This window comes from Streptomyces piniterrae, assembly GCF_005048155.1.
Taxonomy (GTDB): domain Bacteria; phylum Actinomycetota; class Actinomycetes; order Streptomycetales; family Streptomycetaceae; genus Streptomyces; species Streptomyces piniterrae.
The window spans coordinates 17,005-31,610 of sequence record NZ_SUMB01000004.1; the positions used below are offsets into that span (position 1 = coordinate 17,005).

General features: G+C 68.8%; 12 protein-coding genes. 6 read left to right on the top strand and 6 right to left on the bottom strand.

The genetic code is table 11. The features are described 5' to 3' along the window. Positions 1–120 precede the first annotated feature (120 nt). Entirely contained in the window at positions 121–408 is a 288-nt protein-coding gene (locus FCH28_RS12715) for a DUF3303 family protein (protein WP_136739995.1), read from the top strand. 214 nt (positions 409–622) lie between these two features. Beyond that, positions 623–2,074, top strand: a complete 1,452-nt coding sequence (locus FCH28_RS12720) for a pentapeptide repeat-containing protein (RefSeq protein ID WP_246102730.1) — start codon at positions 623–625, stop codon at positions 2,072–2,074. A gap of 192 nt (positions 2,075–2,266) precedes the next feature. Here the strand turns inward: FCH28_RS12720 and FCH28_RS12725 are convergent, their stop codons facing one another. From FCH28_RS12725 to FCH28_RS12735, 4 genes are all read right to left on the bottom strand, one after another. Next, on the bottom strand, positions 2,267–4,675 hold the full coding sequence (locus tag FCH28_RS12725; RefSeq protein WP_136739997.1) for a hypothetical protein: 2,409 nt from the start codon (positions 4,673–4,675) through the stop codon (positions 2,267–2,269). A 253-nt stretch (positions 4,676–4,928) separates the two neighbouring features. Next, positions 4,929–5,594 (bottom strand): nitroreductase, encoded by a 666-nt coding sequence (locus FCH28_RS12730; RefSeq protein WP_136739998.1) that lies wholly within the window; start codon positions 5,592–5,594, stop codon positions 4,929–4,931. Between the two features lie 146 nt (positions 5,595–5,740). Beyond that, positions 5,741–5,875 carry a hypothetical protein gene (locus tag FCH28_RS39695; RefSeq protein ID WP_281289699.1) on the bottom strand — a complete coding sequence of 45 codons (135 nt, stop codon included), beginning with the start codon at positions 5,873–5,875 and terminating at the stop codon, positions 5,741–5,743. 99 nt (positions 5,876–5,974) lie between these two features. After that, positions 5,975–6,691, bottom strand: a complete 717-nt coding sequence (locus tag FCH28_RS12735; protein ID WP_136739999.1) for a TetR/AcrR family transcriptional regulator — start codon at positions 6,689–6,691, stop codon at positions 5,975–5,977. Positions 6,692–6,808: 117 nt separating this feature from the next. Between FCH28_RS12735 and FCH28_RS12740 the strand changes: the two genes are divergently transcribed. The 4 genes from FCH28_RS12740 (at position 6,809) to FCH28_RS12755 (ending at position 12,536) form a co-directional block, all read left to right on the top strand. Then, positions 6,809–8,020: an FAD-dependent monooxygenase gene (locus FCH28_RS12740; RefSeq protein ID WP_136740000.1), complete on the top strand. Its 1,212-nt coding sequence runs from the start codon at positions 6,809–6,811 to the stop codon at positions 8,018–8,020. Between the two features lie 527 nt (positions 8,021–8,547). Next, positions 8,548–8,952 (top strand): hypothetical protein, encoded by a 405-nt coding sequence (locus FCH28_RS12745; RefSeq protein ID WP_136740001.1) that lies wholly within the window; start codon positions 8,548–8,550, stop codon positions 8,950–8,952. After that, on the top strand, positions 8,949–11,066 hold the full coding sequence (locus tag FCH28_RS12750; RefSeq protein ID WP_136740002.1) for a bifunctional polysaccharide deacetylase/glycosyltransferase family 2 protein: 2,118 nt from the start codon (positions 8,949–8,951) through the stop codon (positions 11,064–11,066). The genes FCH28_RS12745 and FCH28_RS12750 overlap by 4 nt, the downstream gene beginning before the upstream one ends. A 78-nt stretch (positions 11,067–11,144) precedes the next feature. Then, positions 11,145–12,536: an LCP family protein gene (locus tag FCH28_RS12755; protein ID WP_246102732.1), complete on the top strand. Its 1,392-nt coding sequence runs from the start codon at positions 11,145–11,147 to the stop codon at positions 12,534–12,536. 105 nt (positions 12,537–12,641) lie between these two features. Here FCH28_RS12755 and FCH28_RS12760 read toward each other — a convergent pair whose 3' ends face one another. Together FCH28_RS12760 and FCH28_RS12765 are read right to left on the bottom strand one after the other, a co-directional pair. Then, the gene (locus tag FCH28_RS12760) at positions 12,642–13,829 is read right to left on the bottom strand and encodes a cytochrome P450 (RefSeq protein ID WP_136740003.1); all 1,188 of its coding nucleotides are present in this window, start codon (positions 13,827–13,829) and stop codon (positions 12,642–12,644) included. Further along, positions 13,826–14,539, bottom strand: coding sequence for a cyclodityrosine synthase (locus tag FCH28_RS12765; RefSeq protein WP_136740004.1), 714 nt, complete (start codon positions 14,537–14,539; stop codon positions 13,826–13,828). Before FCH28_RS12765 ends, FCH28_RS12760 begins: the two co-directional genes overlap by 4 nt. Positions 14,540–14,606: the final 67 nt, after the last annotated feature.

Here is a 14,606-nt window from a genome sequence, read left to right on the forward strand (position 1 = left end):
CGCGGGGCGTAGGAAATGTTGCGGACGGTGATCAACCGAGGTGAAGCTGAGCTGGATGCACCGGATCCCAGTAAGCGCGGACGAAACCGCGCAGGTCGCGGTGCGCGAGGAGAGCGCGCGATGCGGATGATGATGAAGGCTCGTATGGACACCCAGATGTCGAATGAGGTGACAAAGGGCGGAACGATGCCCGACTCGCTGAAGTCGACCATCGAGCGACTGAAGCCGGAGGCCGCCTACTTCACCCCCGAGGGCGGGCGCTCCATGATTCTCGTATTCGACATGCAGGACAGCTCGCAGTTGCCCTCCATCGCCGATCCGTTCTTCCAGGAGATGGGCGCGGAGGTCACGTTCGAGCCGGTCATGAACCTCGACGATTTGCAGAGGGGCCTTGCCGCCCTTAAGTAGGCCGAGCCGAACAAGCTCAGGAAAATCTACGGAACACATGCGGTACCGAGACCATGCCTGATGTCATCAGGGCATGGGCACGGCGACACCACCCCCGTGGCCGCATTGCGGCCACGGATCCTCGAGCGACGATCCTGTCGGATGCCGCGGCAGGAAGATTCGCAGCCACGCGGAATGTCTCCGGCACCTCCGTCCGGATCAGCGGGATGCCTTCGTGAGCGGGCTCCAGCCAGGGATGGACATTGATCTGCGCGGTACAGAGTTGAGCACAGCGCTTGTGGAGTCCCTGCTCACCTCTCTCCGGGACCCGGCGACCTGGCAGCCGCGTTTGGGAGACGCACTCTTTGCGGGTGCCGAGTTCGTGGGTCAGGCGCCCTTCAGACGAGTGGAGTTTCGACGTGCCTCGTTTGACGGTGCGGTGTTCCGCGATGGTGCCCACTTCACCGGAGCGGTCTTCGCAGGAGCGCCCGGGTCCGCACGGGCCCTTTCGTTCAAGGATGCGCGATTTCACGGCGACGCCAACTTCGCGGGCGCCGTCCTTGCCGACGGGGCCCTGTTCAGCGGAACGGCTTTCACGGGCAAGGCCAACTTCGACTATGCCGAATTCGGCGGGTCGGCCCTGTTCCACGGTGCGCGCTTCGCCGAGGGGCCGTGGTTCATGGAAGCCCGCGGCATCTCGTTTCTCGGCCTCACCGAAGCAGTGATCACGGAGCCCACCGTGTCCCAGATATCCGCCGAGCGCATCGACTGGACCGCAGCCCGATTCGAGGCCGCGGTGACGTTGAAGGTCGAGGCGGCACGCATGGATTTCAGCCGCGCCGTCTTCGCCGAACGGTGCACGATCGCTTCGATGGAACATCACGTCGCCGACGCGGGCATACCCGCCATCCCCAGCCAGCGCACGAGTTCGCTCCGGCCCAGCGTCATCTCGCTCGCCGGTGTCGACGCCTCCATGGTGCTGCTGTTCGACGTGGATCTCGCGGAGTGCAGCTTCGCCGGGGCACACAACCTGGACCAACTGCAGATCGAAGGTTCATGCACCTTCGCGTTCCCGCCGAGGAATCGACGCTGGGCGCGGCGAAACGTCATCGCCGAAGAGGCCCGATGGCGAGGATGGCAGACGAACGGGGCGCCGGCGAAACCAGCTGCGCTTGCGCACACGTACCGACAACTACGCAAGGCCCGCGAGGACGCGAAGGACGAGCCGGGCGCTGCGGACTTCTATTACGGCGAGATGGAGATGCGCCGGCAGAGCCAGGGCTGGAGCACGGGCGAACGCTGGCTGCTCCAGGCGTACTGGCTGCTGTCCGGCTACGGGCTACGGGCATCGCGTGCCCTGGGCTGGCTTGCTGCGGCCATGATGATGACCATCGTGTTGATGATGGGGTTCGGCATCCCTGATGAGCCGGGCCGCCCCTACCCGGCAAGCTCGGGCGTCATCGGCAAGCAGGACCCTCGCATCCAGCGGGAGTTCACGGACCGCTTCACCAGCGACCGCGCCGCAAAAGCCGCGGACATCGTCATCAACTCGGTCGTATTCCGCTCCAGCGGCCAAGGACTGACCACAATCGGCCGATACATCGAGATGGCGTCCCGCTTCACCGAACCCATCCTGCTCGGCCTCGCCGCCCTGGCGATCAGGGGCCGTGTCAAGCGCGGGGGTTGAGCAATCCGGTAGGCGGTCAGGCCTTCGCCCGTGTCCGCCCCGGCTGACGGCGGGTCATTTTCCGTAGCTGGTTCTCGCTCTGCATGATCGCCTTGACTCTGTTCGCCGAGTCCCCCGGGCTGCTGATGCTCGGCCTGCTCCTCCGGGGCGGACTGGGGGCGACGACCCGGCGCCGGAACTGCCCTCGGACGCCTACACCTGGGCCACCGCTCCGGCGGTGGATATCAGCTCGGTGAGGGTGCCGGCGAACGTCGGCAGCAGCTGGAGACAGACGGACCATGCCTCGACATTGCCGCCCAGGTGGCGGTCGGTGAGGGCGGTGACCTGGGACCGGAGGGCCTGGCGGTCAGCGGGCGGCAAGCTGCTGACGGCATGGTCGAGGTGGCTCAGGGCCGCCTGTGCGGGGGCGGCGTGGGTCAGGACCTCCTCGGGGGTGAGGGTGCCTTGTTCCAGCCCCGTGGTGACCCAGTGGTGGTTACGGCGTTGGTGATGGACCTCCGGCAGTGTGATGCTGGGCAACGCCTCCACCAGGATCTCGGGCGGGCAGCCCGGAAACTCCGTCAAGGTGCGCAGGGCGTTGTCCGGCAGACTCCCGGCCCGCAGCGCTTCGATCATCGCGGGCCAGGGAATCGCGATCTGGTCGCCGGCGAGCTTCTGCGGTGGGTGGCCGATCAGCTTCGCCGGCGCTTCCTGCTCAGCGAGCCGGTCGCGCAGCCGGTCCAGTCCGTCCGGGGTGTCCAGGAGCTTCTCGGTCTGACGGCGCAGGGTGGCCGGGAGGCGGTCCATGGCCAGGATCTCGCGGACGGCGTCCGGGCCGCCGCGCTCCCAGACGGCGACGAGCAGCCGCAGCCGTGTCGCCGGTATCTGGAGCCTGAGGCGGCCGACGATCTTACGGGCCACACCGAGATCGCCGGATTCCAGACCCGCCATCAGCCAGTGCCGGTAGTGACCGAGATTGACCTCGTCGAGTGCGTCGAGGAGTTCCTCGGGCACGGCCGTGCGCGTACCGCCGCCGCGTAGCCGCCCGGCGAGCAGCCGCTCCCGCTCTTTCTGGTCGATATGGCAGTGGGCGAACAGGTTGGCGTCGACGGCCGGTTCGTCGAGGTCGAAGAGGTAGTCGACGGTGGCGGCGGGCAGCTTGCGGCTGGACGCGTACGAGGCGAGGGCCGGTACACCGTGCGCGGCCACGATCGCCTCCCGGACGGCCGGGGAGGGATCGCCGTACACCAGGAAGTGCTGTACGGCGCGGGCGTCCAGATGCGGTACGACGGCGATCTGCGCCGCCTCCGGGGCGCAGCCGAGGACGTTCAGGAACACGGCGCGCGAATCCCTCGGCGCGGTGACGGGGAACACCGCGTCCAGGGGGCGGGGCCAGGTGGTGGTGCGCTTCTTCGGAGAGTCGACCGCGACGGCATCGGCGATCAACTCGGGGGCGGTGCCGTCGGTGCGTCCCATGCGCGCGTAGAACGTCAGCCAGTTGACCGGGTCCGTGCCCAGCGGGGCGAGGACAGCGGCGATGGCCTCGCGGGTCGGCTCATGGTGGGAGGGGAGGGCGTCCAGAACGTCCCGGGCCGGTGTCAGTTCGGTCAGAATGCGGTCGACATGCCCCATGAGGGCACCGCGCCTGACGATCTCGTCGCTGCGGCCCCTCTTTGCGTTCCACACCCTGACCAGTTCCTCGAAGGGCATCCGGGCGCCGGCGTCGAGGACTGCCCAGAAGTTGTCCGGAAGGCACTCCCCGATCAGCTCTTCCGGGCAGCCGTCCCAACCGACGATGCAGACCAGGGGGTCCATGTACCGGTTCTCGGGAGGAGTTCGCTTCCCGCCGAAGGGCCGCCGGTCGTGCTCGCGCAGGATGAGTTCCCAGCCGAGGCCGGCCGGTTGCTGGACGTCGCGTTCCCGGAGGCGCACCCGCAGCAGGGCGTGGGCATGCGCCGGGTCCGTCCACTCCTCGGCCGGCCGCTGCTCCTGGAGGAAGGCGGACGGGTCCGGGGCCGCGGCGGCGGTGTGCAGCAGCTCGGCCAGTCCCGGGTGGGCGAGCTCGTCGGCCGTCGCCTCGACGCGTTTGGCGAGTTCCCCGACACCGGCGGCTCCGGCCAGGTCGGCCAGATGGTGGCAGGCGTCGAGCACGACCGGCAGCGGCAGTTCCGGCCCCAGCTGCATGACGGCGTGTTCGACCAGTTCGGGGAAAGGGCCGTGCAAGGCCGGTTCGAGGGCGAGGTCGGCGGTCATTTCCAGGACCGCCGGAACGAGCCCGCCCGCCGCATACCAGCGCGGATCCGCGGGGTCGGCGGCGGCCAGGATCACCGCAAGGAGCTGGGGGCTGCGACGGTGCCGTTCGACGTAGAGCAGCCGGGCGACGTCCGGATCGCCCGACGCGACCGCGCGCCCCTGGAACCCCGCGACATCATCGGTCATGGCGCGCCACAGCCCCTGCTCCTCCCAGGCCGTCAGAGGCTCGACCGCCGCCGTCGGCACACGGTGTCGTTCGGCCACCGCGGCCACGAGCTGCGGACCCAGCCGCTCGATGAGCGCGTCCGTGGTGTCCGGGCCGGCGAGTTGCACGGCGAGACGGAGGGCGGTGGACCAGCTGACGGTCACTTGGCGTTCCCTTCACGGAGCGGGAGGAGGCGGTCGTCGGTACGCAAACGCTGCGGTCCTCGGTACGCAAACGCTGCGGTGGTCGGTACGCAAACGATCGTGCCACGGACCACTGACAACGCCGCTGCGGGAGCCTCGGAGGGAGAGCCTCGACCGGGCGGGATCGGAGGGGCAGGAGCGGACGGACTCCTCGAGATCGCGGGCCGAACTGGTGGGATACGCCAGGGGCTTGGCCGGAACCCCCTCCTCGGCTTCACACGCCGACGAAGCTCACTGTTTCTGTCATGTCCGCCCGCCCGGTGCGCAGCCGTGGCACGCCTTCCTCCTCGAATCCCACCGAGACACCGCAGAACAGTGTGAGCCCGTCGTCGGCTCCGACTATCCGGCCGACGGTCTCGCGATACATCGTCCACATCACCTGAGGGCAGCTGTGCAGCCCTTCCGCCCTCAGCAACAGCATGACCGTCTGCAGGTACATCCCCGCGTCCCCCCACTGACCGGGCCCCATCGTCCGGTCGAGGTAGCAGAACAGTACGACCGGCGCCCCGAACGCCTCCGAGTTCAAGGCGGCGATCTTCATGGGCCTCTCGGGGTCGTCGCGCTCGATTCCCAGCGCTTCGTACCGCTGAGCGGCCGCGGCGGAAAAGCGGTCCAGATACGGCGAGGGCAGTTCGGCCGGATACATCGGATACTCCCGCTCGTCACCCGGGTCCCCCGCCAGTGCCCTGGCCGTCGCACGCCTCTTCAGTTCGGCCAAGGGCTCGCCGGTCACGACATACACATGCCACGGCTGGAGATTGCCGCTCGACGGAGCCCGCGTCGCCGCAGCCAGCACTCTCTCAAGTACCTCTTTGGATACCGGCTCATCGCTGAACGCCCGCACGGCCCGGCGACTGTCCACGGCCTCATACACATCCACGCCTTCTCGTCCTCTCGCTCAACGAACAACCACCTCTTCACCGTCTTCAGCATGCACACGAGGCAGCGAGATGATCCGCCCGTGAGGGAGGACCAATGAGGGAGGGCCGACGGTTCCCGGCCCTCCCCCACGCCCGTCACAGGGCATCAGCGAAGCTGCAGCGCCTTGCGGATGGTGGTGAAGAGGTCGGTCTGGTTCGTGATGCCCAGGGCGCGGCAGGAGCAGGTGAACACCGCATGGCGTACCGGTTGCGCGCTACCCGGGCAGACGACGACGCCCACGCAGCCTTCCTCGGCTTCGCGGCCTCTGCCTGGCGGCAGCTCGTCGCAGGTGAAGTTGAGCAGCTACCCAGCGGCGACACGGCACGATGCGCACCGTGGTCATCGAGCGCGCTGGTCGATGAGTGCGGCCAAGCCGTCCAAGATGCGTTGTAGGCCGAACTCCCATGCCTGATCCTGCCCGCCGGATCGGGCTGCCGAGGAGAGGGCCGAGGTGAGCGCGGGGAATCGCTCGCCGTGTGCCTGCATCAGCTCGCCGAGGATGGCCCCGAGCTGTGCCTCGGGGTTTCCCCCGGAGCCGGCTGCGCGGGCCTGCTGGGTGATGCCGCGCACGTGACCGACCAGCAGGACAGCCGAGTCCATCCGCTCGGCACCGCTCAGCCCCGTACCGTCCAGTGCGGAGACGGCACGCTCCAGCCAGGACAACTCCCCGGGCCCCATGACCCGCGGGCCGATGGTGGCCTCCAGTACCCATGGGTGTTGGCGGAAGAGGGCGATCAGCCGGCGGGCCCATTCCTCCAACTGTTCCCGCCAGCCACCACGCGCCCTCTTCGCTGTCGGGTAGGGGCCGATCGCAGCGTCGACCATCAGCGCGACCAGTTCGGCTTTGCCCGGCACGTACCGGTACAGCGCCATCTTGGTGACGCCGAGTTGCGCGGCGACCCGCTGCATGGAGACATCGGACAACCCGTCCGCGTCGGCGATCTCGATGCCGGCGCGCGCGATGCGGTCCAGGTCGAGTTTCGGCCTGGGGCCCCGCGCGGGCTTGGGGTGCGGCCCCCATAGGAGCCGCACCGTCTCGGCGTGCTCGTCGGCCACGCTCCCCTCCTTGCCTGCCTTGTCGAACTACCTGCCTTGTCGAACCCATCCAACTGTGTCTATGGTACACAGTAATTATTAGTGTCCAGTGGACACAGTTTATGGAAAGAGGAGCCCGTGAACAGGAACGTCGTCAGGAACGTCCTCATCTCCGGCGCGAGCGTCGCCGGCCCGGCACTGGCCTACTGGCTGGGACGCCACGGCTTCAACCCCACCGTCGTCGAACTGGCCCCGGCCCTGCGCGAGGGCGGTCAGGCCGTCGACTTCCGCGGCGAGACACACCTGACCGTCCTGGAACGCATGGGCCTGCTTCCTGAACTGCGCCGCATCCAGACCGGCGGCAGCCCGATGCGCTTCGTCGACAAACGCGACCGAACCCTGCTGCACCTGCCGGCCGAGTTCGCCGGCGGCGACATAGAGGTCCTCCGCGGAGACCTGGCCCGGATGCTGTACGAGCACAGCGCCCCCTACGCCGAGTACGTCTTCGGCGACTCGATCACCGGCCTCACCGAGACCTCCTCCGGCGTGCGGGTCGACTTCCAAAGCGGCGCCGCACGCGACTTCGACCTTGTGATCGGAGCGGACGGGCTGCACTCCAACGTCCGCCGTCTCGCCTTCGGTCCGGAGGAGAACTACGTCAGCCACCTCGGCTACTACGCCGCCACATGGCAGTTGCCCAACGACAACTACGCGGGTGTCGAAAAAGGCTCGGCCGGCTACAACGTGCCGGGACGGTTCGCCTCCATCGGCGCCGACCACCGGGACTCGGCACGGGCAGGGGCGTTCTTCGTCTTCGCCGCACCCGAGTTGTCGTATGACCGGCATGACCCCGAACAGCAGAAGAAGTTGATCGTCGACGCCTTCTCCGGTCTCGGCTGGGAGGTGCCCCGCCTGCTCGCCTCCCTTCACCAGGCGCCCGACCTGTACTTCGATTCGATCAGCCGGGCGGACGTGGACAGCTGGTCCACAGGGCGAGTGTGCCTCGTCGGCGATGCCGCCTGCGGGGCCACCATCGGCGGTATGGGCACGGGAACCGCGATGGTTGCCGCTTACGTGCTGGCCGGCGAGCTCGCACGAGCTCAGGGCGAGTATCGGACGGCCTTCACCCGGTACGAGAACAGACTCCGGAAGTACGCCGAGGGCTGCCAGGCAGGCGGTGACCGTACCGGGAAGTTCCTCGCCCCCGGCACCGCCACCGGCATACGCTTCCGCAACACCCTGCTGTCCCGCCCCCTGTTCCTGAAGGGAATGCTCAAGCTGGGCGAGAAAGTCAGCAGCATCGCGGCTCTGCCTGACTATCCCGCCAACTCCAGCCGCGCCAGTGGGTGACCGGCACGATCTTCCGCAAGGGCGGCCACGCCACGACGTGGAGATCGGGCGCCGGGCAAGGGCGGAGCGCCTCTCGACATCGCGCGTGATCGTGATTTCGACGTCGTAGGTGTCGTTCATCACGATGTCGAAGGTCAGGACGGCCTGTTGCCGTGCCACCCGGGTGCCCGAGTAGGGTCGGGGGCTGCGTGTTGGCTGACGGCTGCACCCTGGCCTTCCGGCCCTTGTGAGGGCACATGCGTGAGTGGTCTTCCCGGCCCCACCCGGGAAGGGCGCATGGCATGCGCAAGTACGGGAACCCTCCGTAGGCGCCGGGCACCGGGATGCGGCTCCGAGGTCTCACGGGCAGTACGGCGGACCCCCGGGTCCGTCCCCCCACACACAAAGAGTCGCGCGTGCGCGGCCGCAGATCAGGAGCACCAGTGCAGGGCATCCCCCACATAGCCAGCACACCGGACGACGGGCGATCGTCGTCGCCACCCCCTGCCCGCAGGGAGGAGTACCCGGCGCAGCCCACGGGGCGGGACATGACACAGCGCATGCCGCACCGGGTCGCTGCGCCTCACGTGACCCAGGCGGCACGGCATCCCCAGGACGCCGACCCCCAACTCCCTGTCTTCATCGATGAGTCGGGCTGGCGCAGGCGGGCGCTGCAAGGCATGGCGCTGGCCGTGGGCTGCGCCTGCCTCGGGTATCTGCTGTTCGTCGGAACGCTGGTCAGCGGACTCCGGCAGCCCGTCGGCACGCAGCCGCCGAGTTTGAGCGGACCGGTGCCTTCCGGGCCGGTCACCGGCAAGTCGCAGCATGGCTACGCCGCACCGGGCCGAGCCGAGGCGCACCGGCCGCCGGCCAGGACCCAAGCGGACCGCGGCGACCACCGCCCGCCGTCCGGCAGATCCGCCCCGCCGCCGGCCGGAGGCCTGAAGCAGTGAGTCGGCGTACCGCTGTCCGCCGCCCGCCGCGCGGACACTGGATCGTCCTCCTGCTGGTCCTTCTGGTGGTCGCCGTCGCCCTCCTCTTCGAGGGCTGGACGACCCACCAGGTCGACGCCGCGCGCACCAAACCGCCGTGCACCCGGCCGATTCCGCGCGACGTGGACGACGGGAAGCCGCTGCTGCGGTTCGGCCCGAAGGGGGTCACCACCGCGGCCATGCCGCCGGGGACCGTCGCGCTCACCTTCGACGGCGGGTTCGACCCGGTGTGGACGCCGCGCCTGCTCGACCTGCTGCACAGGCACCACGCGCGGGCCACCTTCTTCGTCTACGGGAAGGACGCGGCCGAGCACCCGAAGCTGATGAAGCGGATCCTGTACGAGGGCCACGAGATCGGCTCGTACACCTACAGCGGCGGCGACCTCGGTGCCGCCTCCTCGCTGCGTGCGCACCTTGAACTGTCGCTCACCCAGACCGCTTTCGCGGGCGCGGCCGGCCTCAACACCACCCTGCTGCGGCTGCCGCACACCACGGCCGCGGACACGCTCTGCGGACCCGAGTGGCCGGCGGCGAAGCGTGCGGCGGCGCAGGGGTATCTGGTGGTCGCCTCGGACCACAAGGACCGCAAGCCGTGGCGGGGGCTCGTGACGCAGCACAGCCAGACCGACCTCGGCTACCACGAGGCCGAGGATCTGCTGCAGGACCGCAGCGTGAAACGATTCACCACGATCAGCGGCGGCCTCGGCCGCCCTTCCTTCCTCAACGAGGTCCCGGTTGCCCAGGAGATCAAGGGCGAAGGCCTGATCTTGTCGCAGCGGCTCGGGCACGCCTTCCTCACCGTGATGGTGTGGACGCTGACCCTCACGGGCGTCCTCGGCGTGCTGCGGATGCTCCTGTTCGCGGTGTTCGCCCGGCTCCACGTGCGCAGACTGCACCGGTACCGGCCCGGCGCACCACGGCTGCGCGCGGTGCGGGACCCGGTGACGGTCCTGGTGCCCGCGTACAACGAGGAGGCCGGCATCGCCTCCACCGTGTACTCGTTGCTCGTTTCCACCCACCCGCAGTTGCAGATCATCGTGATCGACGACGGCTCGACCGACGCCACCGCCGACATCGCCGAGCAGATCGACGACCCGCGGGTGACGGTGATCCGGCAGCCCAACGGCGGCAAGCCCAGCGCCCTCAACACCGGCCTGGCGCATGCCCGGCACGACATCGTCGTCATGGTCGACGCGGACACCATCTTCGAGCCCGAGGCGCTGGCCCGGCTGGTCCAGCCGCTCGCCCATCCGGCGGTCGGTGCGGTCAGCGGCAACACCAAGGTCGGCAACCGGCGCCGCCTGCTGGGCAAATGGCAGCATCTGGAGTACGTCCTCGGCTTCAACCTCGACCGGCGGATGTTCGAGGTCCTGGAGTGCATGCCGACGGTGCCGGGGGCGATCGGCGCGTTCCGCAGGGACGCACTGATGGGCGTCGGCGGCGTCAGCGACGAGACCCTGGCCGAGGACACCGACCTCACGATGGCGCTCTGGCAGGCCGGCTGGCGTGTCGTCTACGAGGAGTCGGCGGTCGCCTGGACCGAAGTGCCCAGCACCGTGCGGCAGTTGTGGCGCCAGCGCTACCGCTGGTGCTACGGCACCCTCCAGTCGATGTGGAAGCACCGTCACGCGGTGACGGAGGTCGGCCCCGCCGGACGCTTCGGCCGTCGTGTGCTGCTCTACGTCACGCTGTTCCAGATCGTGCTGCCGCTGTGCGCACCGGTCGTGGACATGTTCGCCCTGTTCGGGGCGCTGTTCCGGGACCCATTGGAGGCGGCCCTCGTCTGGTTCGGGTTCCTCTCCGTCCAGCTGGTCACCGCCGCGTACGCGCTGCGGCTCGACCGCGAACGGCTGCGCGTGCTGTGGGTGCTGCCGCTCCAGCAGTTCGTCTACCGGCAGTTGATGTACCTGGTGGTCATCCACTCCGTGACCACGGCGCTGCTCGGCACCCGCCTGAAGTGGCACAGCATGAAGCGCACCGGAACCGCCGACCCGTATCTGCTCGAAGCGCCGCCCGCGGAGACATCCGGAGATCCGCTCGACGAGCCGCTTCCGCGGCGGAGCCTGCCGTCGTAGTGAGGGGGCGGAGGGGAGGGAGGGAACCGGCGAGCTGCCGCGCGAGTCGGACCTGGGACGTGACCAAGGGAGTTGACCATGACAGACCCGCTTGACCAGCGGGCCGGACGCACCACACCCACGGGGGAACAGGGCTGGAACGACGACGCCGGGAGCCGTCCCGTGCACCAGGGGCCGGTGCAGGTGACGGGCGATCTGTGGCGCCCGGAGCCGGGCGGCGGCCGGGGGCCGCACGTCGGCCCTGTGCTGTACGCGGATCCGGATCCGTACGCCGATCCTGATCCGTACCCCGGCCAGCGCTCGTACGCGGCCCCGGAAGACGGCTCCGACGCGCGTGAGCGGTTCGCCGATCGCCCCAGCTCGCGCTACGGGCCCCGGCGCGCCCACGCCCGGCAGCCGAAGAAGCGCAGGAGGCTGCGGCGGGCGGTGCTCGTCCTGCTGGGCGTTGTGGTCGTCGCGGCGGGCGGCACGTACGGCTGGGCCGAGACCCGGCTCCAACGTGACGTCGACCTCAGCGCGTACGGGGACCGTCCGCCGCCCGGCGAAGGCACCAACTACCTCATCGTGGGCTCGGACAGCCGCGACGGGCTCTCCGAGGGCGACGTGAAGGACCTGCACGCCGGCGGGGGCGGCGGGCGGCGCACCGACTCGATGATGCTGCTGCACACCGGGGCCCACGGGACCAGCATGGTCAGCCTGCCGCGTGACTCCTGGGTCACCCTGCCCGGCCGTCTCGACACGCTGACGGGCAAGACCAAGCGGCCCGAAGGGGACAAGCTGAACGCCGCCTTCTCCTACGGCGGCCCCGAACTGCTGGTGCACACCGTCGAGAAGAACACCGGGCTGCGCATCGACCACTATGCGGAGATCGGGTTCGCGGGGTTCGTGAACATCGTCGACGCCATCGGCGGCGTTCGGATGTGCCTGGACCGGGACATCAAGGACGAGAAGTCGGGCGCCGATCTGCGCAAGGGCTGTCACACCCTGAGCGGCAAGCAGGCGCTCGCCTTCGTCCGCCAGCGGCACCAGGAGAAGGAGGGCGACCTGGGCCGGTCGAAGAACCAGCAGAAGTTCCTGTCGACCCTCGCCCACCAGGCCGCCCGGCCCGACACCCTCTTCGACCCGATGGAGATCGGCCCGGCCGTGGAGGCCGGGCTCGACACGCTCATCGTCGACGAGGACATGAGCCTGCAGGATCTCACCAGGATCTTCCGCGCCGTGCAGAACGTCACGGGCGGACACGGCAAGCAGATCAACGTGCCCGTGTCCGGCATCGGCGTCCCGACCTCCAAGGGCAACGTACTGAAGTGGGACGCCAGGAGGTCGGCCCGGCTCTTCGACGACCTGCGGCACGACCGGCCGGTGAAGGAGACGGGGAAGACATCCCGGCACCGGGGCGGTGCCGCCAGCCGCGCGCCGAAGCGTGGTGGCCGCCCACAGCAGCAGGAACAGCAGCGGGCCGGACGGTGAAATCGATGGTCCCGGCCTCTCTCAGGTCGGGACCATCGTGCTGTCGGGTCGTGTCGTGTCGGATCGCGTTGTGTTGGGCGCCGACTCACGCCGGCATTGCGGTTCCTACCAGGCGACCGGCAGGCGCTCGGGGATGCGCTTCATAAAGCGGGTGCGCCATACGAGTTGGTCGACGGGGACGGCCAGATGCAGGCCGGGTATACGGGTGGTGAGTGCCTCGATCGCTATCTCGATGTGCTTCTTGCCGAGCGGTACGGCTGGGCAGTAGTGCCCGCCGTAGCCGAACGAGAGGTGAGCGGCCGCGTTGGGCCGGTCGATGTCGATGGTGTGCGGGTCGGGGAACACGCTCTCGTCGGTGTTGGCGGCCTCGACCAGGACGAGGACGAGTTCACCCTTCTTGATCTCCGTGTCGCCGAGCTGCATGTCTTCCATGGCCAGGCGGGGCAGTCCGTCGGCGATGGACAGGTTCACACGCAGCAGTTCATCTACGGCGGCCGGTATCTTGCCGGGCTCCGCGCACAGCTGCTCCCACACATCGGGGTTCTGAAGGAGCGTGAACACCGCCATGGTCAAGGCTCCCATGGTGGAGATGACTCCGGCACCGAACATGGTGACGCCGACGGTGGCAAGCATCTCGTCGGTGAGGTGCGCATAGTCGGGGTCCCCACGGAGGGCGGCGAGTTCGGCCATGAGCCCGTCGGTGGCGGGGTCGTTGAGCCGCCCGGTCATGTAGGCGATGTCCCGATCCCAGTTCAGGCGCGCCCCGGTGATGGGGCATGCCGAGTTCATGAACGCGATGTCGAGACTGGACGCCAACAGCGGTGCGTCATCGCGGGGTATGCCGAGGATGTGGCAGTGCAGGTGCTCGGCGTAGGGGTTGGCGAACTGTCCGCGCAGGTCGACCGGCGGGCCGTAGCCGAGGATCCCGTCGACCAGGTGGGCGGCGTGGTCGGTCATCCACTCCGGCAGGCCACCGACCCTGGGGTTGATCGCCTTGAGTACGGCCTTCCGCAGTCCGGCGCCGGTGATGTTGCCCATGTTGTTGACCACCTCGGGCGGGATGGTCAGCGCGTACTGCCGGGGGACGCCTGGGGCGGACGTGTCCTTGAGGCTGAAGCGTGGGTCTTCGAGCACCTGTCTGCAGAGCTCGTAGGAGGAGACGAGCCACGCCTCGTCCCCGGCGATGGTGCGCACCCGCGTGACCGGGGTGGCGCGAAGCTGCTCGATCTCCTGGGGCAGGCGGTCGCCGCGCGCGGAGAACGGGAAGTCGATCAGGCTCGGGGCGGTCGTCACTGGTCGTTTCCTTCGGTGAGATTGCCGGCGGGGGTGATCACGGCGTGGCCCTGGTTGCGTGTGGCGCGCAGGCCATGCCCGCGTGAGTAGAGGAGATCGGCCATCGGCAGTGCCTGGTGGTAGCAGTTGAGCGACGAGGGGACGCCCATGATTGCGGGGGTGTCGATGAACAGCGGCGCTTCGGCACAGATGTAGTCGAGGCAGACCTGACGCTGACGGTCCGTGGGCTGCTGCCCGTGGAGAACCTTGCTGGTGAGGAACTGGACCACGAGCTGTTCACAGACCTCGCGGAACGCCGGGTCGGTGGACAGCCGATCGTCGAGGCTCTCGCGTATGACCCGATAGGCGGGGATGTCCAGCAGCGCGGACATGGGGCGGCCGCGGAGCCGGGAGCCGTCCGGATCCAGCGCGGCAACGGCGGCGGTCACCTTGGCCCGTACACCGCGCAGGTTCTTCACGGCCTTGCGCTGGGCGTCGATGGCCGGATAGCCGAGCGCCTCATACATGTCGGCGACATGCAGATCCGTATAGATGAGATCGACCTGACGGAAGGTCTCCAATCCCCAGGCGGCGAGGCTGAGGACTCGCTGATGGGTGAAGTAGGAGTTCCCCGGAGAGATGCCGATGACGGCGTGATCACCTTCGTCGGTGATGACTTGGCAGTGCGGGGTGTACGGACGGACGTGAAAAGTTTCGGTCGCTGTCGTCAAGAGACGATGTCCCTACGTGCCGCTAGTCCCTGGGAACCCCGTGTTCCCGGTGTGGCGGCGACACCGG

Excerpts from the sequence above, each read along its gene's own strand:
- FCH28_RS12715 (WP_136739995.1), top strand. The coding sequence starts at position 121 with ATGCGGATGATGATGAAGGCTCGTATGGACACCCAGATGTCGAATGAG.
- FCH28_RS12745 (WP_136740001.1), top strand. The coding sequence starts at position 8,548 with ATGACACAGCGCATGCCGCACCGGGTCGCTGCGCCTCACGTGACCCAG.
- FCH28_RS12755 (WP_246102732.1), top strand. The coding sequence starts at position 11,145 with ATGACAGACCCGCTTGACCAGCGGGCCGGACGCACCACACCCACGGGG.